Source organism: Roseicyclus sediminis, from assembly GCF_025515305.1.
GTDB classification, from domain to species: domain Bacteria; phylum Pseudomonadota; class Alphaproteobacteria; order Rhodobacterales; family Rhodobacteraceae; genus Roseibacterium; species Roseibacterium sediminis.
The window spans coordinates 81,523-101,104 of sequence record NZ_JAOPHT010000008.1 but is presented as its reverse complement, the minus strand read 5'-3'; the positions used below and the strand labels follow the sequence as shown (position 1 = coordinate 101,104).

At 67.9% G+C, this 19,582-nt stretch carries 19 protein-coding genes; 6 read left to right on the top strand and 13 right to left on the bottom strand.

Going from position 1 to position 19,582, the window contains the following annotated elements:
- Positions 1-48: 48 nt before the first annotated feature.
- From N8I71_RS12105 to N8I71_RS12070, 8 genes are all read right to left on the bottom strand, one after another.
- The gene (locus N8I71_RS12105) at positions 49-1,461 is read right to left on the bottom strand and encodes an FAD-binding oxidoreductase (protein WP_262878244.1); all 1,413 of its coding nucleotides are present in this window, start codon (positions 1,459-1,461) and stop codon (positions 49-51) included.
- A gap of 193 nt (positions 1,462-1,654) precedes the next feature.
- Positions 1,655-2,788, bottom strand: coding sequence for a flavodoxin-dependent (E)-4-hydroxy-3-methylbut-2-enyl-diphosphate synthase (gene ispG, locus N8I71_RS12100; RefSeq protein ID WP_262878243.1), 1,134 nt, complete (start codon positions 2,786-2,788; stop codon positions 1,655-1,657).
- A 105-nt stretch (positions 2,789-2,893) separates the two neighbouring features.
- Complete coding sequence (locus tag N8I71_RS12095; RefSeq protein ID WP_262878242.1) at positions 2,894-4,141, bottom strand: helix-turn-helix domain-containing protein; 1,248 nt, start codon at positions 4,139-4,141, stop codon at positions 2,894-2,896.
- Between the two features lie 158 nt (positions 4,142-4,299).
- The gene (gene hemA / locus N8I71_RS12090; protein WP_262878241.1) at positions 4,300-5,523 is read right to left on the bottom strand and encodes a 5-aminolevulinate synthase; all 1,224 of its coding nucleotides are present in this window, start codon (positions 5,521-5,523) and stop codon (positions 4,300-4,302) included.
- A 218-nt stretch (positions 5,524-5,741) separates the two neighbouring features.
- A complete protein-coding gene (locus N8I71_RS12085; protein WP_262878240.1) occupies positions 5,742-6,320 on the bottom strand; it encodes a 5-aminolevulic acid synthase in 579 nt (192 codons plus the stop codon).
- A gap of 72 nt (positions 6,321-6,392) precedes the next feature.
- Positions 6,393-7,772 carry an MATE family efflux transporter gene (locus N8I71_RS12080; RefSeq protein WP_262878239.1) on the bottom strand — a complete coding sequence of 460 codons (1,380 nt, stop codon included), beginning with the start codon at positions 7,770-7,772 and terminating at the stop codon, positions 6,393-6,395.
- A 49-nt stretch (positions 7,773-7,821) separates the two neighbouring features.
- Positions 7,822-8,730 carry a nickel/cobalt transporter gene (locus N8I71_RS12075; RefSeq protein ID WP_262878238.1) on the bottom strand — a complete coding sequence of 303 codons (909 nt, stop codon included), beginning with the start codon at positions 8,728-8,730 and terminating at the stop codon, positions 7,822-7,824.
- The gene (locus tag N8I71_RS12070; protein ID WP_262878237.1) at positions 8,718-9,395 is read right to left on the bottom strand and encodes a DUF1007 family protein; all 678 of its coding nucleotides are present in this window, start codon (positions 9,393-9,395) and stop codon (positions 8,718-8,720) included. Before N8I71_RS12070 ends, N8I71_RS12075 begins: the two co-directional genes overlap by 13 nt.
- Positions 9,396-9,626: 231 nt before the next feature.
- On the opposite strand from N8I71_RS12070, the gene N8I71_RS12065 reads away from it, so the two are divergent.
- Positions 9,627-10,112, top strand: a complete 486-nt coding sequence (locus N8I71_RS12065) for a hypothetical protein (protein ID WP_262878236.1) — start codon at positions 9,627-9,629, stop codon at positions 10,110-10,112.
- A gap of 65 nt (positions 10,113-10,177) precedes the next feature.
- On the opposite strand, the gene ppk2 is transcribed toward N8I71_RS12065, so the two are convergent.
- Entirely contained in the window at positions 10,178-11,053 is an 876-nt protein-coding gene (gene ppk2 / locus N8I71_RS12060) for a polyphosphate kinase 2 (protein WP_262878291.1), read from the bottom strand.
- Positions 11,054-11,353: 300 nt separating this feature from the next.
- The gene (locus N8I71_RS12055; RefSeq protein ID WP_262878235.1) at positions 11,354-12,064 is read right to left on the bottom strand and encodes a VPLPA-CTERM sorting domain-containing protein; all 711 of its coding nucleotides are present in this window, start codon (positions 12,062-12,064) and stop codon (positions 11,354-11,356) included.
- A gap of 228 nt (positions 12,065-12,292) precedes the next feature.
- Between N8I71_RS12055 and parE the strand changes: the two genes are divergently transcribed.
- The 4 genes from parE to N8I71_RS12035 all read left to right on the top strand — a co-directional run bounded on the left by parE (position 12,293) and on the right by N8I71_RS12035 (position 16,005).
- Positions 12,293-14,275 (top strand): DNA topoisomerase IV subunit B, encoded by a 1,983-nt coding sequence (gene parE, locus N8I71_RS12050; RefSeq protein ID WP_262878234.1) that lies wholly within the window; start codon positions 12,293-12,295, stop codon positions 14,273-14,275.
- Positions 14,276-14,367: 92 nt separating this feature from the next.
- Positions 14,368-14,892, top strand: a complete 525-nt coding sequence (locus tag N8I71_RS12045; RefSeq protein ID WP_262878233.1) for a hypothetical protein — start codon at positions 14,368-14,370, stop codon at positions 14,890-14,892.
- Between the two features lie 395 nt (positions 14,893-15,287).
- Complete coding sequence (locus tag N8I71_RS12040) at positions 15,288-15,689, top strand: PaaI family thioesterase (protein ID WP_262878232.1); 402 nt, start codon at positions 15,288-15,290, stop codon at positions 15,687-15,689.
- Positions 15,690-15,873: 184 nt separating this feature from the next.
- A complete protein-coding gene (locus N8I71_RS12035) occupies positions 15,874-16,005 on the top strand; it encodes a hypothetical protein (RefSeq protein WP_262878231.1) in 132 nt (43 codons plus the stop codon).
- Positions 16,006-16,111: 106 nt separating this feature from the next.
- Here N8I71_RS12035 and N8I71_RS12030 read toward each other — a convergent pair whose 3' ends face one another.
- Together N8I71_RS12030 and N8I71_RS12025 are read right to left on the bottom strand one after the other, a co-directional pair.
- The gene (locus N8I71_RS12030; protein ID WP_262878230.1) at positions 16,112-16,498 is read right to left on the bottom strand and encodes a c-type cytochrome; all 387 of its coding nucleotides are present in this window, start codon (positions 16,496-16,498) and stop codon (positions 16,112-16,114) included.
- Entirely contained in the window at positions 16,495-16,896 is a 402-nt protein-coding gene (locus tag N8I71_RS12025) for a c-type cytochrome (RefSeq protein ID WP_262878229.1), read from the bottom strand. Before N8I71_RS12025 ends, N8I71_RS12030 begins: the two co-directional genes overlap by 4 nt.
- 117 nt (positions 16,897-17,013) lie before the next feature.
- Here N8I71_RS12025 and N8I71_RS12020 point away from each other — a divergent pair, with 117 nt between their 5' ends.
- A complete protein-coding gene (locus N8I71_RS12020; RefSeq protein WP_262878228.1) occupies positions 17,014-17,700 on the top strand; it encodes a hypothetical protein in 687 nt (228 codons plus the stop codon).
- Positions 17,701-17,743: 43 nt separating this feature from the next.
- Here the strand turns inward: N8I71_RS12020 and N8I71_RS12015 are convergent, their stop codons facing one another.
- The gene (locus N8I71_RS12015) at positions 17,744-19,570 is read right to left on the bottom strand and encodes an ABC-F family ATP-binding cassette domain-containing protein (RefSeq protein WP_262878227.1); all 1,827 of its coding nucleotides are present in this window, start codon (positions 19,568-19,570) and stop codon (positions 17,744-17,746) included.
- Between the last annotated feature and the right edge of the window lie 12 nt (positions 19,571-19,582).

Sequence of the window (19,582 nt, the reverse complement as noted above, 5' to 3'; positions counted from 1 at the left end):
ACAGGTTGTCCAGAACCGGCACCGCGCCCGCGGGTCCGCGTCGCCTGCTCACACCGGAAGCCTCAGCTTGCCCGGGTTGAAGATGTTCAGGGGGTCGATCCCGCGCTTGATCGCCGCCATGACCTCCATCGCGGCCGGCCCAAGCTCCGCCTCGAGGTAAGGCGCCTTGCCCTGCCCGATCCCGTGCTCGCCGGTACAGGTCCCCTCCATGGAGATGGCAAGCTCGTTCAGCCAGCCGACGAAGCGCTCGGCCCGCGCCACCTCGCCGGGGTCCTCCATGTCGATCAGCAGCAGGACATGGAAATTCCCGTCCCCCACATGCCCGACGACCGGCGCGACGAAGCCCATCTCGCGCGTCTTCTCCTGCGCCGCGGTCACGCAATCGGCCAGCCGTGAGACCGGAACGCAGACATCGGTGGAAATCCCCTTGGCCCCGGGCCGGAGCGCGAGGCTCGCCCAGTAGGCATCGTGACGCGCCTGCCAGAGGCGGTTGCGCTCCTCCTCGCGGGTGGTGAAGGCAAAGCCGGTGCCGCCGAATTCCGCCGCGATTCCGCCGAAGGCCTCCGCCTGCTCCGCCACGCCGGCCTCCGATCCGTGGAACTCCAACAGGAGAAGCGGCGTCTCCGGCAGCGAAAGCTTCGAATAGGCGTTCACCGCCTTCACCTGCAACGCATCGAGAAGCTCGATCCGCGCCACCGGCACGCCGTACTGGATCGTCGCGATCACCGCGTCGCAGGCCGCCGCCACGCTCGCGAAGGAACAGGTCGCCGCCGACACCGCCTCGGGAATGCCCTGCAGCTTCAGCGTCAGCTCCGTGATGATGCCGAGCGTCCCCTCCGAGCCCACGATCAGCCGCGTCAGGTCATAGCCGGCCGAGCTCTTGCGCGCCCGCGCACCCGTCGTCACCACCTCGCCCGAGGGCAGCACCGCCTTGAGCGACAGCACATTGTCCTTCATCGTCCCGTAGCGCACCGCGTTCGTCCCGGAGGCCCGCGTGGCCGCCATGCCGGCCAGCGAGGCATCCGCCCCGGGATCGACCGGAAAGAACAGGCCCGTATCCCGCAGATGCGTGTTCAGCGCCTTGCGCGTGACGCCGGGCTCGATCACCGCGTCCATGTCCTCGGGATGGACGGCGAGGATCCGGTTCATCGCGCCGAGGTCCAGCGAGATGCCCCCCGCAGGCGCGTTCACATGCCCCTCGAGCGAGGTCCCGGTGCCGAAGGGCACGATCGGGACCCGGTGCGTGGCGCAGATCCGCACGATGTCCTGAACCTCCCCGGTGGAGGCCGGGAAGATCACCGCGTCGGGGGGCTGGGTGCGGATCCACGTCGTCGTATGTCCATGCTGCTCCCGCAGCGCCTGCCCGGTCTCGACCCGGCCGGCCCCGAGCCGCTGGCGCAGGAGGTCGAGCGCGGTGGCGATCCCCTCCTCGTTTCTCGGCAGATCGGCGATCAGGGCCATGGTTCTCTCTCCCTCGGATGCGCCGCCACGCTAGCCGCGGCCCGCGTCCGCCTCAAGCCCGCGACCATGCCTCTTCAGCCTGGCGGAAAACTCCGGGGGGAGGCCGGAACGGCCGGGGGGCAGCGCCCCCCGCGCCCGAGACCCGCCCGGAGGGGCGGGTCGAGACGGGACCCGCGCGGCGCAGCCGCTCCGCCTATTCGGCGGCCTGCGCCTCGGCGGCGCGCGCGGCTTCCAGTTCGGCGGCCTTCTTCTCGACCTGCTCGACGATATGCTCGATCATCTGGTCGTTCGACAGCTTGTGGCTCTGCTTGCCCGCGAGATAGACCATGCCGCTTCCCGCGCCGCCGCCGGTGAAGCCCACATCCGTCATCAGCGCCTCGCCCGGCCCGTTCACCACGCAGCCGATGATCGACAGGCTCATCGGCGTCTTGATGTGCTCCAGCCGCTTTTCCAGCGCCTCGACCGTCTTGATGACGTCGAAACCCTGCCGCGCGCAGGAGGGGCACGAGATGATGTTCACGCCCCGGTGGCGCAGGCCCAGAGACTTCAGGATCTCGAAGCCGATCTTCACCTCCTCCACGGGGTCCGCCGAGAGGCTCACGCGCAACGTGTCGCCAAGCCCGGCCCAGAGCATGTTGCCAAGCCCGATCGCGGATTTCACCGTGCCGCCCACGAACCCGCCGGCCTCGGTGATCCCGAGGTGGAACGGCGCGTCCGTCTGCTCGGCCAGCATCGTGTAGGCCGCGACAGTCATGAACACGTCGGAGGCCTTCATCGAAATCTTGAAGTTCAGGAAATCGTTGTCTTCCAGGATCTTGATATGTGCGAGACCGGATTCCACCATCGCGTCCGGGCAGGGCTCGCCATACTTGTCGAGGAGGTGCTTCTCCAGCGAACCGGCGTTCACCCCGATGCGGATGGCGCAGTCGTGGTCGCGGGCGGCGCGGATCACCTCCTTCACCCGCTTCTCGTCGCCGATGTTGCCGGGGTTGATCCGGAGGCAGGCGGCGCCCGCCTCGGCCGCCTCGATGCCGCGCTTGTAGTGGAAATGGATGTCCGCGACGATGGGCACGGGGCTTTCGCGGACGATCTCCTTCAGTGCGCGCGCGCTCGGCTCGTCGGGGACCGAGATGCGCACGATGTCCGCACCGGCCTCGGCGCAGGCCTGGACCTGCGCGATCGTGCCCTTCACATCGGTCGTCAGCGTGTTCGTCATGGTCTGGACGCTGATCGGCGCGTCGCCGCCCACGGGAACGGATCCGACGTGGATCTGCCGGGTCTTGCGACGGTCGATGTTGCGCCAGGGGCGGATGGGATTGTGCGACATGTCGGGCCTTTTCGGGCTGCGTCCGGTCTTGCGACCGAAGATAGACCTGTCAGGCGCGGTGGACAACGCCCGGAAACCGGCGTGACGGCATGTGTCGCAGGACCGCTATTCGGCGTCGATGCCGAGGACGAGTTCCGCCACCTGCGGAAGATCGGGGTCTGCCCCCGCGTCGGCCATGGCGAAGTTCGCGCTCAGCGCGTCGGCCGAAAGCTCCACGTCGCGGACGATCGAGGCGCCGACACCCGCGGGCCCCAGCGTCACGCCGTTCACCGCGAAGTAGAGCGAGCCGGAATTCCCCGACCGCAGGAGAGGCGCGGCCTCGGTTTCGGGCAGGACCCAGCTGTCGCCGGCGTTGAGCGTCCCCTCGAAGAGCATCGTGCCCCCCGCCGAGGTGATGCGGACCCAGGTCGGACGGACGGCGAAGACGAGCACCTCGTCGTTCTGCGCGAACTCGGTGACCTGCACCTGCCGGGTCGGGCGCTGCTGTGGCACGCCGCGTTCGGCGGTCGCGACCACGCCGTCGCCACGGCTTGCCGCCAGCCGCAAGCCCGAGAGTGTGCCGACCTCGTCGGGGTCGAGCGTGGCCAGCGCCTCGTCACGCGGGGCTAGAACCGGGGTTTGCAGCGGCTCGGGGCGATAGAGGCGGCCGACATCCTCCGCGCCGGGCACCGCGATGTCGAACCCCTGCGCCACGTCGAAGGCACCCTCGGTCGCGCCGGTGAGCGGGTCGAGCTGCGCCAGCGGCGCCGGGGCCTCGTCCACCGGGGCGATCGAGAGCCTCTGGATGTCCTGAAGGACTGCCCATGCGCCGTAGCCGATACCGACCGCGATCACGAGGAGCACGGCGATCGACCCCAGGGCGCCGGGTTCCATCCGAGAGAACCACGGCTCGCGCTCGGGCGCCAGCATCACCGGGGCGCGGCGCATCACGTCGTTCGGATCGACCCGCTTGGGCACCGATTCGGGGTCGCGGCGATTGGCCCGGGACTGAAGCGCGGGGCCGCCATGGACGCCGCGGAACCCGGTCTCCTCGCAGAAGCGACGGAAGGTCCATTCCGGCTCCATGCCGAGATACCGCGCGTAGGAGCGCACGTAGCCTGCGATGAAGCCCGGGCTCTGGAAGGCGCCGATGTCGCCGTTCTCGATGGCTGCGATGTAGGTGGCGCGGATCCGCAGTTCCCGCTCGACATCGAGCAGCGATTTGCCCAGCGTCGCACGCTCGCCGCGCATCAGGTCGCCGAGCGCGACGTCGAACATGTCGTAGCCGTCGAAGGCCGGAGACGTGGACACGGTCTCGGACGGATCGTCGCCGTCGCGCTCCGCGTCATCGCCCCACTGATGGCCCTTGCCCATACGGCACGTCCCGTCTCAACGCCGGTGTGCCACATTAAAATGCGGGTGGCAGCCCGGCCTCATCGAAATGTTACCCCCGATCGCGGCTGATTCCCAAGCCAGACCGCGATTTAGCCGGAATTAGCACGCGACGAGACGTGTTGCACCCGCAGAAAGCATTACCCCGCCAGCTCGGCGCGATTCAGCGCACAATGGCTCCAGAGGGCGTCCATGGCCTGGATCAGGCCATCCATCATCTTCGGATCGTGCACCGGCGAGGGCGTGAAGCGCAGGCGCTCGGTCCCGCGGGGCACGGTCGGGTAGTTGATCGGCTGCACGTAGATGCCGTGATCGGCCAGCAGCATGTCCGAGATGATCTTGGTGTGGACCGGGTCGCCGACGATCACGGGCACGATGTGGCTGCCGTGGTCGACGATGGGCAGGCCGAGGCCCTTGAGCCGCATCTTCAGCACCCGCGCGCGTTCCTGGTGCAGGTCGCGCAGCGCCTGGTCGCCCTTGAGGTGCCGCACGCTCGCCGCCGCGCCCGCGGCCACGACCGGCGGGATAGAGGTGGTGAAGATGAAGCCCGGCGCGTAGGAGCGCACCGCGTCGCACATCCGGGCCGAGGCCGCGATGTAGCCGCCCATCACGCCGAAGGCCTTGCCGAGCGTGCCATTGATGATGTCGATCCGGTCCGCGATGCCCAGCTGTTCCGAGACACCGCCGCCGCGCGGGCCGTACATGCCGACCGCGTGCACCTCATCGAGATAGGTGAGCGCGCCGAATTCCTCGGCGACCTCGACCAGCTCGGCGATGGGGCCGAAATCGCCGTCCATCGAGTAGACCGATTCGAAGGCGATGAGCTTCGGCGCGTCCGGATCGTCGGCCTCCAGAAGCTCGCGCAGATGCGCAACATCGTTGTGGCGGAAGACGCGCTTCGCCCCGCCGTTGCGGCGGATGCCCTCGATCATCGAGGCGTGGTTCAGCTCGTCGGAATAGATGATGAGGCCGGGGAACAGCTTGGGCAGGGTCGACAGCGTCGCGTCGTTGGCGATGTAGGCCGACGTGAAGACCAGCGCCGCCTCCTTGCCATGCAGGTCGGCAAGCTCGGCCTCGAGCCGCTTGTGGTAGACCGTCGTGCCCGAGATGTTGCGCGTGCCGCCCGAGCCTGCGCCCGTGGCGTCCAGCGCCTCGTGCATCGCATTCAGCACCACAGGATGCTGGCCCATGCCGAGATAGTCGTTGCCGCACCAGACGGTGATGTCCTGTTCGGTTCCGTCCGGCTTGGTCCAGACGGCGTGGGGAAACTGGCCGCGACGGCGCTCGATGTCGATGAAGGTCCGGTAACGGCCTTCCTTGTGCAAACGGTCGATGGCCGCGCCGAGCGCGCTGTCATAATCCACTGGCTGTCTCCCTTCCTCTGGCCCGGGAGCTTCGTCCCGACGGCCAGGCAAGACGCTGGCTTGTTTGGCCCGGTTTCCCCTGGCGCAGGTGGCGCGCCGGTTTCGGTATTGTCCCGGTTTCCCCGACATAGGCCGTGGGGTCCGGTGAGGCCAAGGTACAAATTGACGCGAAGACGACTTTGACCTGTGTCAATCACTCCGGGCAAGTTAGGCGCGGATCAGCCCTCGACCACCGCGACGCAGTCGGAGGCGCCGCAGGCGGCAAGCGCCGCCTCCCGCCCCTCGCCCACGCCCCATCGGCCGGTCGCCGGCGATATGGCGAGGACCCGGCTTCGCCGCGGCAGGGCGCGGTACTCGCTCCTCAGCGCGGACGTCGCCTGGCTGGACAGTTGCAGCGGGCGTCCCGGCTCCCAGCCTTCGGGGCGGATGACGAGCGCCACGATGCAGGGGGCGCCACGCCCCTCGCGGTTCGCTTCGCAGGCCGCAAGCGCGGCCGCGCGGGCGTTCTCCTCGTCGTGGTAATTGGCCGCGAGCGCGGTGAGTTCCGAGGCGAGCCCGGCATCGGGGGCGATCGCCAGCGCGCCGTAATAGGGCTGTGGTTGAACGCGGTTCAGCTGGTCGAGGGTGGCCGCGTCCTGCGCCGACAGAGCGGGGTCCGCGATCACCTCCCACTCCACCGCGCCATCCTCCGCGAAAAGCAGGCCGCGCGCCTCCCGGAGGGTGGGAAGGTCCTGGGATGCGGCCGCGCCGGTCAGCGCGGCCAGCGCCAAGGCGGCGAGAAGACTTGTTCGGATCATGGCCCCCCTCCCTGTTCCGTGTCGATCAAAGGCGTAGCGCGCGGACGCATCGCGGACAAGCGAGGCGCGGCGTCACGTCGCCGGCGGCATCTCCAAGGGTGGCCTTGGCACCGCCCTCCGCGCCGCGCCGCGCCAGAAGCGCGCCATCATCAGGCCGCCCGCAAGGACGAGGCCGACCACGAGACCCCACCAGATGCCCGGCGCGCCGAAGCCCGCCTCGAAGCCGAGAAGGTAGGCCGCCGGCATTCCCACCAGCCAGTAGCTCACCACCGCGTGGATCATCGGCACGCGCGTGTCCTGCACGCCGCGCAGCAGTCCAAGGGCCATCACCTGCGCGGCATCGGCCAGCTGAAAAAAGGCCGCCACGATCAGAAGCTGCGCGCCGAGCGCCACGATTTCCGGGCGGAGCGGATCGCCCGGCTCGACGAAGAGCCCCACAAGGAGGCCCGGCACCGTGACGAGCAGCAGGATGGTCACGGCCACCATCAGCCCAGACAGCATCAGCGCCGCGATCGCGGCGAGGCGAAGCCCCTCGGCGTCGCCCCGCGCCCAGGCATGGCCCGCCCGCACCGTCGCGGCGGAGCTGAGGCCGATATGCACCATGAAGGTGACCGACACGATCTGCAGCGCGATGCCGTGTGCGGCGATCTCGACCGTGCCGATCCAGCCCATCATGATCATCGTGCCCACGAAAAGCCCGGACTCGGCCAGCAACGTCAGTGAAATCGGCCAGCCAAGGCGGAAGACGGAGGCGAAGACCTCGGGATCGGGCCGCCAGAACCGGGCAAAGAGGGTGTAGCGCGAAAGCCCCCGCGCCCGCGCCGCGAAGACCGCGAGCACGATGAAGATCAGGATCTGCGTCCCGAGCGAGGCGAGCGCCGCGCCCTGGATGCCAAGCTCGGGCGCCCCGAGATTTCCGAAGATCAGAACCCAGTTCATCCCCGCGTTCAGCGCCGCCCCCCCGAGCCACGCCCAAAGCACGATCCGGGGGCGCTCCAGCGCCGAGAGATGCGAGCGGAGCACGAGGCCCAGAACCGCCGGCAGGATGGCGAGCCCGGCGATGCGGAGATAGTCCTGGGCGTCCGAGGCGATCTGCGGCGCCTGGCCCAGCGCGAGAAGGATCGCGCCCGAGAACCACAGGGCGGGCAGGATGGCGAGGCTGAAGAGAATGCCGATCCAGAGGCCCATCCGCGTCACACGCCGCACGGCCTGCACGTCCTCGTTGCTGGCCGCCGCGGCGACCATGGGCATGACGGCAAGGCCGAAGCCCATGCCGAGGATGAGAACCACGTGGAAATAGGATCCGCCGAGCGCAACGGCGGCCAGTTCCTCGGCGCCGTACCAGCCCATCATCAGCGTGTCGGTCAGGGTGATGAGCGTCTGCGCAAGCTGGCCGCCGATCAGCGGCCCGCCGATCGTGAGCGTTGCGCGGAGATGCTGGGCGAGCGTCATGGATCGGCTCTATTGGGGCGGCGGTTTCTCGGCAAGTCCCGTCGCGGCGTCAGAGCGTCGCCAGCGCGAGGCCACCGGCGATCCACGCCACGGCGACGCCCACCCCGATCTCGAGCGCGGGCTGCAGCCGGGCGATCCGTTCGGCGCCGTCCGAAAGGCCGGCCACGACCCCGCGGCGCAGCCCGACCGCCGCGAGCGCCACCGCGATCGTCACGGCGGCGGTGCCGAGGGCCATGGCGATCGTGCCCGCGACGCCCCAGACGAAGACGCCCATCTGCGCGGTGAGGACCAGCAGGAACAGCGCGCCGGTGCAGGGCCGGACCGCCACCGCGGCCACGAGAGCGGACAGTTCGCGCCAGCCCGCGGCCCCCGCGACGGCGGCGGGATCCGGGGCATGGGCATGGCCGCATCCGCTACAGGAACGGTCGTGGTGGTGATGACCGTGCTCATGCCGGGCTGCCGCCCTTTCCGCGAGGAACGCCCGCGCGCCGCGCCAGACAAGCCAGAGACCGATCAGCGCGATGGCCGCGAAACCGGCGGGCTGCAGGAGACGCTCGGCGGTGTCGGTCATCCGCTCGCGGCTCCAGCCCAGAAGCCAGAAGCCCGCCGCCACAAGCGCTATGGCGGTCACGCCCTGCGCGAGGCTCGAGGCGAGGGCCACAACCGACAGCCGCATCGCCCCGACGGTCCGCGCCGCGCCGTAGCCGCCGATCAGCAGCTTGCCATGCCCGGGCCCTGCGGCATGGAAGAACCCATAGGCGAAACAGACAGCCAGAAGCGGGATCACGGCCGCCGGGTCGCCTGCGCGCAAGGCCCGGAGCGCGCCCGCCATGCCGGTCTGAGCCGTCCTCTGCCCCTCCATCGCCCAGGCCAGGACCAGCCGGTCCGCGCCCGACACCCAGAAAAGCGTGCCGAGCGCCAGGGCCGCGACCACGGCGATCACGATCAGCGCACGCACTGAAACACCAGCCGATCCGCGAAATAGGCGCCCACAGGGGGGAAATTGTCCTCGGCCGCCACCGCGCCGCCGATCGCGGCCAGCTCCACCTGAAGACGCTCGTAGGCGGCATCCAGATCGGCGCGGACCAACTCGGGCACGCAATCGCCCGCGCCCGAAATGCCCGAGGGCAGCGTCGCCTCGAAGGCCACGTAGAAGGCCTCGTCGTAGACCTGCGCCTCGATCTGGTCCTCGCCGCCCGGATCGCCGGTCACGGGCCGGCGATGCACCGTCTCCATCCGACCGTCGGCCCTGAGTTCGAGCGAGACGGCCTCCGGCCGGCCGAGCGCGAGTTCCGTCGCGCCGCGATACAGGTGGAGACCGCCGTCGAACCCGCTGTTCCAGTTGAGATCGAAGCCGAGCGTCTCGGCGACCTCCTCCTCCGTCAGCGTCTCGTCGAAATCGGGATCGAGCCCGTAGTCCTGGAGAAGAATGAGCGTGTAGAGTTCGTCATACCGCCAGGTGACCTCGACGGCCTCGACTTTCCCCGCATCGTCGACGATCAGCGTGACACCGGCGTCGATGAAGACATGGGGGTGCGCCAAGGCCATTGGCGCGGCCAGCGTGACGGCACCGGCCAGCGGAAGGACGAGAGAAAGGACGGATCGGCCGCGCGCTCGGATCATGCAGCGCAATATGAGGACAAGCCCGGGCCATGCAAGCGCCGCGCCGGCCTCACGCCCAGGACCGGCGGAAAACGGGCGACCTCGAGCATTCGCCGCGTCATGTGGACGGGCTCGGCCTTTGTTGACCAAACCGCTTGGCATTGTTGAGAGATTCGATGGCAGTCCGCCACATTTCCGCCCAACTCTCGCTCCATCTTGGCCATGCAAGCTGCCCGCCGAGAGGAAGTGCGAGTGTTTCATTCATTTATTTCATTTTTGCGAGACGAAAACGGCGCGATTTCAGTCGATTACACGGTACTGAGCGCTGCTGCCGTCGGCATGGCGATCGCCGCTACGGCGATCATCACCGGTGGTATCCAGAATCTCACCCAGCAGATTGACGCCGAGCTTCGGGCGCGCCAGCTCAATGACACATTCATCGCGTTCGACAGCTCGCATTTCGAGCCGCTCTACGCCGTGAGCATGCTGTCGGAAGATGCCGCCCTCGAACTCTGGAACGCGGCCAACGCGCAGATGAACCAGGACCTGATCGACCAGTTGCAGGCCGGGATCACGAAGATCCAGGAAGGCACGATCACCGAACAGGAGCTGACCGAACTCTTCGCGGTCGCGTCGGTCATCTACCAGCGCAACGTCGTCGATGATTCCGTGCTGGAGTACTACTTCGGCTTCGGCGGCGGTGAACCATTCGGCGGTGCGCCAGCACCGACGGGATGACCTGAACCCACCAGCTTCAGGACGGTGTCCCGGCTGCCCTTGCGACAGCCGGGCCTTTGCCTGTGTCAGCCCTTCACCCGGCGGTTGTCGGGGTGAAGCGATGTCCCGAGAATATGCTCGGAGCGGTGGATCACCTGCCCCGCCTGCCCGACGATCAGCGGATCGGGCGCGTGTACGAGGCGCAGGTCCTTGTCTGGATAATCGAGACTGTGGAGGAAGTGCAGCATGCAGTTCAGGCGCGCGCGCTTCTTGTCGTCGGACTTGATCACCGTCCAGGGCGCGTCGGCGGTGTCGGTGTAGAAGAACATCGCTTCCTTCGCCTCGGTGTAGTCGTCCCACTTGTCCAGGCTGGCGCGGTCGATCGGGCTCAGCTTCCACTGCTTGAGCGGATCCGTCTCACGGCTGGCGAAGCGGCGCTTCTGCTCTTCCTGCGTCACCGAAAACCAGTACTTGTAGAGCCGGATGCCCGAGCGGACGAGCATGCGCTCCATGTCCGGGGTCTGGCGCATGAACTCCAGATACTCGTTGGGCTCGCAGAAGCCCATCACACGCTCGACGCCGGCGCGGTTGTACCAGGATCTGTCGTAGAACACGATCTCGCCTGCGGTGGGCAGATGCTGGATATAGCGCTGGAAGTACCACTGCCCGCGCTCCACGTCCGTGGGCTTGTTGAGCGCCACGACGCGGGCCTCGCGCGGATTGAGATGCTCGGTGAAGCGCTTGATGGTGCCGCCCTTGCCGGCGGCGTCGCGCCCCTCGAAGAGCATGACGATCCGCTGCCCGGTTTCCCCGACCCAGCGCTGCACCTTCAGAAGTTCGGCCTGCAGTTTCGCCTTCTGCGCCTCGTAGGCCTCGCGGCGGAGCTTGGTCTTGTAGGGGTATGCGCCGGTCTCGAAGGCCTGCCGGATCTCCGCCGGACTGGGGTGGCGGCGTCCGCGCATCGCGGGCTTGGGGGCCCCGGCCGCCGGCGCGCCCGGCGCGGCGGTTGCGGGGGCTTCGGAGGTGGCGGGTTCGGAGACGGCGAGAGCCTCCGTTTCGGCGGTAAGATCCTTCACGTCGACTGTCCCTTTCCGTCTCTGGCATCTCAAACGCCGTTTTTTACCACGGGCGCCGGGTCCTCCGCCTTGAGACATGTCAAGAAACGGTCATGAAAGTCCGGCCCACCGTGGGAAGATGCCAAAGGAAAACGGGGCCGCGCGTTTCATGACGCGCGGCCCCGTTTCCGTCGCCTGAAGCCCCCTTCAGGCGGCGTTGGCCTTGCGGCGTCGGCCGAGTGCCACGAGACCTCCGAGCCCCGCCAGCAGGAGCGGCAATCCAGCCGGAAGCGGCACGGGCGCGATGTTCACGCTGATGTCGTCGACCGAGAAGCCGTCGTTGCGGACGAACCCCTGCGACCCCGACCCGCTGTAGTTGCCGATCGTGATCAGCGCCGAGGAGACGGCCCGGCCGAAATCGACGACCACCGTGGCGATGTTGCCGTCGCCAAGACGGCCGTTGGTGCGCTGTTCGACGCGGATGCCCTCGGAGATGATCGCCAGCCAGCCGCCCGCGTCGCTGCCATCGGCCAGCGTGAAGACGATGCGGCTGAACATCGAGCCCGTGCTGACCTCCCACGACATCCCCCAGGTGTCGTTGGAGTCGAGATACCACCGGCCGCCCGGCGTCGTGTTCACGCGGCGGAAGGTGTTGCCGTCCCGCAGCGCGAGCTCGGTGCCGGTGTTGCCCGACAGGCCCGTCACCGTGCCCCCCGATCCCGTCCCGCCGAGCGTGTTGAACGTGCCGACGTCGGTCGAGAAATTGCTGCCGACCTCGCCTTCGCCAAGAGCGCCGAAGCCTTCGAAATCCTCGACGATCTGAGGGCCGGACCCGACCAGCGCCCCGTACGAGCCCGCCGAATGCAGCGAGATCGTCGTGGCCGACGCGGCCGATGTCAGCCCGACAAATGCGGCCACCGAAATGGCGGCCCTAATTCTTTTCATATCACTGGGTTCCCAAAAAAAAGACAAATGTGGCGACAGCGTTATATTCCTGCCCCAATTCTGTCACGATCATGCTTCGAAACAGTTTGTCCCGGAAATCCGGCGCGAAACGGCATGTGGGCGGGGCACGGGCCTCGCCCTTCCCCCCTGCCCCCAAACCTGCCATATTCCCGCGAACGCCACACAAGATAGAGCAGCGCCATGGCCCCCACAGACCGCGGAGATCTTCTGTCCGGACATGACAGCACGGCGGGCTCCGGGGGCTACGACGCCTCCTCCATCGAGGTGCTGGAAGGCCTGGAACCCGTCCGCAAGCGCCCCGGCATGTATATCGGCGGCACCGACGAGCGGGCGCTGCACCATCTGGTTGCGGAAATCCTCGACAACGCGATGGACGAGGCGGTGGCCGGCCACGCCAACCGCATCGAGGTGGAGCTGCACGAGGATTACGCCGTCACCATCCGCGACAACGGACGCGGGATGCCGGTGGACGAGCACCCGAAGTTCCCCGGCAAGTCGGCGCTGGAGGTGATCCTCTGCACGCTGCACGCGGGCGGCAAGTTCTCGGGCAAGGCCTACCAGACGAGCGGAGGCCTCCACGGCGTCGGCGCCTCGGTGGTGAACGCGCTGTCGGATCATCTCCGCGTCGAGGTCGCGCGCAACCGCGAGCTGTTCGTGCAGGAGTTCTCGCGCGGGCATCCGCAAGGTCCGGTCCGCGCGGAAGGCGCGGTCTCGAACCGGCGGGGCACCAGCGTCACCTTCCACGCGGACGAGCAGATCTTCGGCCATCACCGCTTCCGGCCCGCACGCCTGATGAAGATGGTCCGTTCGAAGGCCTACCTCTTCTCGGGCGTCGAGATCCGCTGGAAATCCGCGATCGACGACGGCGAGACACCGGCCGAGGCGGTGTTCCACTTCCCCGGCGGCCTCTCGGACTACCTGTCCGAAACCCTTGGCGGCGCCGCGACCTATACCGACGCGCCCTTCGCGGGCCGCGTGGAGTTCGGGCCCAAGTTCAACGTCCCCGGCTCCGTCGAATGGGCGATCACCTGGACGCCCTCGCGGGACGGCTTCATCCAGTCCTACTGCAACACGGTGCCGACGCCCGAGGGCGGCACGCACGAGGCGGGCTTCTGGGCCGCGATCCTCAAGGGCGTGCGCGCCTATGGCGAGCTCGTCGGCAACCGGAAGGCGCAGAACATCACCCGCGACGACCTCACCGGCGGGGGCTGCGCGCTGGTCTCGTGCTTCATCGCCGAGCCCGAATTCGTCGGCCAGACCAAGGACCGCCTCGCCACGACCGAGGCCGCGAGGATGGTCGAGGCCTCCGTGCGCGACCACTTCGACAACTGGATGGCCGCGAACACCAAGGCCGCGGGGTCGATCCTCGACTTCCTCGTGCTGCGCGCGGAGGAGCGGCTGCGGCGGCGGGCCGAGAAGGAGACCGCGCGCAAGTCCGCCACCAAGAAGCTGCGCCTGCCCGGCAAGCTGGTGGACTGCTCGCAACAGGCGCGCGACGGAACCGAGCTCTTCATCGTCGAGGGCGACAGCGCGGGCGGCTCGGCCAAGATGGCGCGGGACCGCAAGACCCAGGCGCTCCTGCCGCTGCGGGGCAAGATCCTGAACGTGCTGGGGGCCGCGTCGTCGAAGCTCGGCCAGAACGCGGAGATTTCCGATCTGTGCCAGGCGCTTGGCGTCGGGATGGGCACGAAGTTCAACATCGACGACCTGCGTTACGACAAGGTCATCATCATGACTGACGCGGATGTCGACGGGGCGCATATCGCCTCGCTCCTGATGACGTTCTTCTTCACGCAGATGCGGCCGATGATCGACAAGGGGCACCTCTACCTCGCCTGCCCGCCGCTCTTCCGGCTGACGCAGGGCGCGAAGCGGGTCTACTGCCTGGACGAGGCCGAACGCGCCGCCTGGCTGGAGAAGGGCCTCGGCGGCAAGGGCAAGATCGACGTCTCCCGCTTCAAGGGCCTGGGCGAGATGGACGCCAAGGACCTGAAGGAAACCACGATGGACCCCGCCTCGCGCAAGCTGATCCGGGTATCGGTGGACGACGAGGTGCCGGGCGAGACGGGCGACCTGGTGGAGCGGCTGATGGGCAAGAAACCGGAGCTGCGGTTCCAGTACATCCAGGAGAATGCGAGGTTCGTGGAGGAGCTGGATGTCTAGGGTTACGCTTGTCGCAAATTAGAATAATCGGTTCGGTTTTCGAAGGAGGCGGACCGCTTCAAGTCGATGCCTACTGCGACCTGTGCGGACCGGTGCAGGCAGGTATCGCGTTTCCGTTTGGACCTCCGAACGAAGCTGAGATTTCCGCCAGTGTTGTCGAATGCCCCAAATGCCGTGGACCAGCGATAGTGCGGGACGGTTTGCACGATTTTCGGAAACAGATCGAAAGGCTTGTTCGAAATTCGAACATCAATCGCAAGCAGGCAGTACGTTTCATCAAGAAGATTGAAGACGCCAAGGATCTTTCAACACTTCCGGTATCTGCAGAGGCTATCAATAGCGACTTAGTTGAAATTGCAAAATTAGCACTTCAACAGAAGGAACCTAAAGGCGCGTTCAAACAAGTCTGTAGTATCCTCAGGGAAATAATCGTGGTTGGGTCTACGCTTGCCATGGGGCTTGCGGCTGGCACCGCAGTGTACGACCGGCATTCAAACGAAGCTCTGCCAAATGCCGAGCAAAGAATTAATTCCGATGGCCGGGAGCATGAAGCCGAGCAAAAACCCAGTAGCGAAGAAGAAAAACCGCCCGAAAAACCGCTTCCCAACGACAGGTAATGTCCAGCATTGTCGTTGCAATGTGGGCACCTCCTTTGTCATTCGCGTTTTCTCGGAACGTATGTTCATCAGGTTGGTTTAAAGAACGTTAACTGCCCGGCCAGCGCCTGCCCGCGGGATGGCGCTTCCAACGCCCGTTCCCCTCGATTTATCCCGGCCAAACCCCTCCCTGCTCGACCGCCGCGCCAAGGTCAACCAAAGCGCCAGCCCGGGGGGCGGGCAGGCGCTGGCCGGGCAGCTTCGCTGCTATTCCGGCTCGGGTGCTTAGCTCGTCCGGCCCAATGGGGCGCCTCTCGCGCATCGCTGGCGCTGAAGGCTAACAGGTTGCCGCTTGCCCGTCCCACGGCTCTCCCACCCCCTTGCCCCGCCACCTCCCCCTCGCCTACCCTGTCCCCATGACCCCCGCCGAAGCGCAATCCCATCTGACCGACCACTTCTCCACCTGGGTTCTCGACCTGAACCTCGCCGTCACCGACGTGGACGAGACGCGGGTCGTGATCCGGATGCCCTTCACCGGGCGGCTGGAACGGGTGGGCGGCACCGTCTCGGGCCAGGCGCTGAGCGCGCTTGCCGACACCGCGATGATCCTCGCGCTCGCCGGTCAGGTGGGGGAATTCGTGCCCGCCGCGACGACCGACCTGCACATGCAGTTCCTGCGCCCGGGAACCGGCGACATCCTCGCCCGCGCCGAGGTGGTGCGGCTGGGCAAATCGCTCGTCTTCACCCGCGCCGAGCTGACGGCCGAGGACACGGGCAAGACCGTGGCGCTGGCCACCGCGACGCTCGCCCTGCCCTGAGGCGGGCCTTGCCGGTTTCGCGCGCGGCGCTTATCTCTGGTTGCGTGGCGCGAGGCGCATCGCCCCGCCCCCACACTCACCGACGATCATCGCCCTGGGGCCCTCCCAGGCAACCCTGATTGCCCTTGAGCAACGGCCCCGCCGGCATCCCGCCGCGCGGGTGTTCACGCGAAAGGACCATCCCATGTCCAAGGAAAAGAGCCGCGGCAACCGCGAGACCAAGAAGCCCAAGCAGGTGAAACCCAAGGTTCTGGCCACGGCCAATTCCAACCTGGGCAAGCCGCTCGACATCGGCAATCCGAAGAAGGGCAAGTAACCCGGCGCGCGGGGGCGGCGGGCCGCGGGCGCGGCCCCTCACCCCCGGACGTCGCGCCGTGCAGGTGGGCCCCAGGACGCAGGCCGGCCCGGTCACGCGGAAGGCGCTATTCCTGCACGCTCTCCAGGTAGGCCACGAGGTCCACGACCTCGGGCGCGGTCAGGATGGTCTGCGACCCGTCGCGCATGACCTCGCTCATGTCCCCGAAGACATAACCGAACAGCGGCATGTCCGAGCCATGGCTCAGGATCGGATCGCGCCCGTCGATCTTCCAGGCGATGCCGACATGGGGAAACCCGTTGTAGCGTTCCGCGATCCGCGTGAGGTCGGGCGGCGGGACCACGAGGATTTCGGCCATCGGCCCGTCGCCGCGCAGGCCCAGCCCGTGGCAGACCGCGCAGTTGTCGGCGAACAGCCGCTCGCCCCGCGCGACGTCCTGCGCCAGCGCAGGCGAAGCGGCGACAAGCGCCGCGAGAAAGAGAAGGGGTTTCAAGACTGAACCTCCATGAGATAGGCGATAAGGTCCGCGATCGGCCGGCTGACCATCACAGGCTGCCCGCCCTGCCCAACCATCGCCACGTCACGCCCCTGCCCCTCGAAGAACGATCCGAACAGCGGCATCTCGCCCCCATGGGCGCGCAGCTGCATGCGCCCGTCGATCCGCTGTGCCACGTCGAGGACGGGAAATCCCCCCTCCTTCATCAGCTGCGTCAGGTCCGCCGGTTCGACGCGCAGAAGCTCGGCCATCGGACCGTCTCCCTGCAGGCTCTCGCCGTGGCAGACCGCGCAGAAATCGGTGTAGAGCGCCCGTCCTTCCTCGGCGTCCTGCGCCTGGACAGGCAGGGCCGCCAAGGCCGTGGAAAGGCAGAAACAGAGGGTTTGAACACGCATCGGATCTCCTCCTTTGCGACGATCCTGTCGCGTCGGCGACCCGCGCGCCTTGATCCCTGTCAAGCTGCGGACAGGCGGGGCTTTTCAGCTTCCGGGAATCCCGCCATCGTGACCGCCATGCGCGCGCTCGCAGCCCTGATCCTGTGCCTCGCCCTTATGGCCTGCGGCCGCCCCCTGACCGAGGCGGAGGCCGCCTACATGGCCGATCTGCAGGGCCCGGGCTTCGATGCCGGCGCGGTGCGCATCGTCGAGGCGCCCTATGTCGGCCTCGGCCGCCGCACCTACCCCGCGCGGCCCCAGACCACCTGCCGCGAGCGCATCTGGCCTCCGCCGGACGGGCCGACATTCGAGACACGGACGGCCGGCATCATGCTGTTCAACACGCTGCACGTGCGCCCGGAGTTCTGGCTGCCGGACTATGTCGCGGGCCGAAACGGCCGCCGAAGCCTCGCCGCCGCGATGTTCTTCGCCCATGAGATGACCCATGCCTGGCAATGGCAGAACCGGACGGTGACCGGCTATCACCCGGTGCGCGCCTTTACCGAGCATGTCCGGGTCGAGGACCCTTATCTCTTCGACCCGCAGGAGACGCGTCGGTTTCTCGACTACGGCTACGAGGTCCAGGCCTCTCTTGTAGAAGAATACGTGTGCTGCCGCGCGGTGGATCCCGGCGGCGCGCGGACCGCGCGCCTCGAGGCGCTGATCGGCCAGGTCATGTCGGTGACGCCGCTGCAATCGCGCGCCGACACGGTGACGGAGGTGATCCCCTGGAACGGTGCCGACCTCGCAGGCGTCTGCTCGTGAGGGCACGAGGCCCCGCCCGGGCGGCGAATGAGGCCTGCAGGCGCTAGGCGCCCGCCTTCTCCTCGAGCGTCAGCCATTCCTCCTCGGCCGCCGACAGAAGTGCCTGCCGTTCCGCGAGCGCCGCGCCGGCCTTCTCGGCCTTGGCCGGCGCCGTCGCGTAGACCTGGGGATCGGAAAGGAATTCTGCGAGCTTCGCGATCTCGGCCTCCAGCCGCGCGATCTCGGCCGGAAGCGCCTCGAGCCTGTGCGCTTCGGTGAAGCTCAACCCCTTGCGCACAGCCTTGGCGGGCGGCGTGGGCCTGGCCGGTGCAGCAGGCGCCTTCTTCGGCGCGGGCTTTTCCGACGTCTCGATGTCGGCACCGGCATTCCGCTGGGCCTGCATGTCGCTCCAGCCACCGGCATACACGGTCGCCCGGCCCTCGCCCTCCAGCGCCACCGTGACGGTCGCGACCCGGTCGAGGAAATCCCGGTCATGGCTGACCAGAAGGACCGTTCCCTCGTAGGCCGCGAGCGCATCCTGCAACAGATCGAGCGTCTCGACGTCGAGATCGTTCGTCGGTTCGTCGAGAACGAGGAGATTGGAATGCCGCGCCATGATCCGGGCCAGCAGCAGCCTTGCCTTCTCGCCCCCCGACAGGGCCCGCACGGGCGCGCGGGCCTGCGCTTCGTCGAAGAGGAAATCCTTGAGATAGCCGACGACATGGCGCGGCGTGCCGCGCACCATGACCTGGTCGGAGCGCCCGCTGACGCCGAGGGCCGGGTCCTGGGTCAGGCTGTCCCACAGCGTCGCCTCCGGATCGAGCGCGGCGCGGCTCTGGTCGAAGACGGCGATCTCGAGACCGGTGCCGAGATCCGCCTTCCCGGTATCGGGCGCAAGCTGGCCCGTCAGCATCTTCAGAAGCGTTGTCTTTCCCGCGCCGTTGGGGCCAACGAAGGCCACCCGGTCGCCACGAAGAACCCGGAGCGAGAAGGGCGCGATCACCGTGCGATCCCCATAGGACTTGGAGATGTCGCGCGCCTCGATCACGCGCTTGCCGCTCTGGGCGCCGGCGTCGAGCGCCAGCGCCGCCCCGCCGGCGCGACGGATCATCTCGGCGCGGGTCTGGCGCAGGTTCTGCAGCTCGCGCACCCGCCCCTGGTTGCGCTTGCGCCGCGCGCTGATGCCTTCCACGGCCCAGCGCGCCTCGGCCTTGATCTTCCGGTCGAGCTTGTGCCGGGCGAGGTCCTCCTCCTCCCAGGTCCGGTCGCGCCAGTCCTCGAAATGCTCGAAGCTGCGGTCCATGCGACGCACCACGCCACGGTCGAGCCAGAGGGTCGCCCGCGCGAGGCGGCGCAGGAAGGCGCGGTCGTGCGAGATGACCAGGAAGGCCGCCTTCGTGCGGGAAAGCTCGGCCTCCAGCCACTCGATGGCGACGATGTCGAGGTGGTTGGTCGGCTCGTCGAGCAGCATGAGATCCGGGGCTTCCGCCAGCAGCCGCGCCAAGGCCGCGCGACGCTTCTCCCCTCCCGAGGCCTTGTCCGCGCGGATCGAGAGATCGAGATCGAGCCCCTCGGCCGCCGCCTCCACGCGCCAGGTCTCGCCAGGGCCGAGCGTCGCCGTCGCGAAATCTCCAAGCGTGTCGAAAGGCCCGAAATCGGGATCCTGGTCGAGATAGCCGACGGTCGTCCCCTCAGGCAGGACCCGCGCCCCCGCGTCCGGCTCGAAAAGGCCCGCCATGACCTTCATCAGGGTGGACTTGCCCGAGCCGTTCCTCCCCACGAGCGCCAGACGGTCGCCGGGCTGGATCACGAGATCGAGCCCGGAGAAGACCGGCGCGCCGCCGAAGCCGAGGGTCAGACCGGAGAGCTGGAGGATGGGTGCTGTCGCCATGGGCGAGGAGGT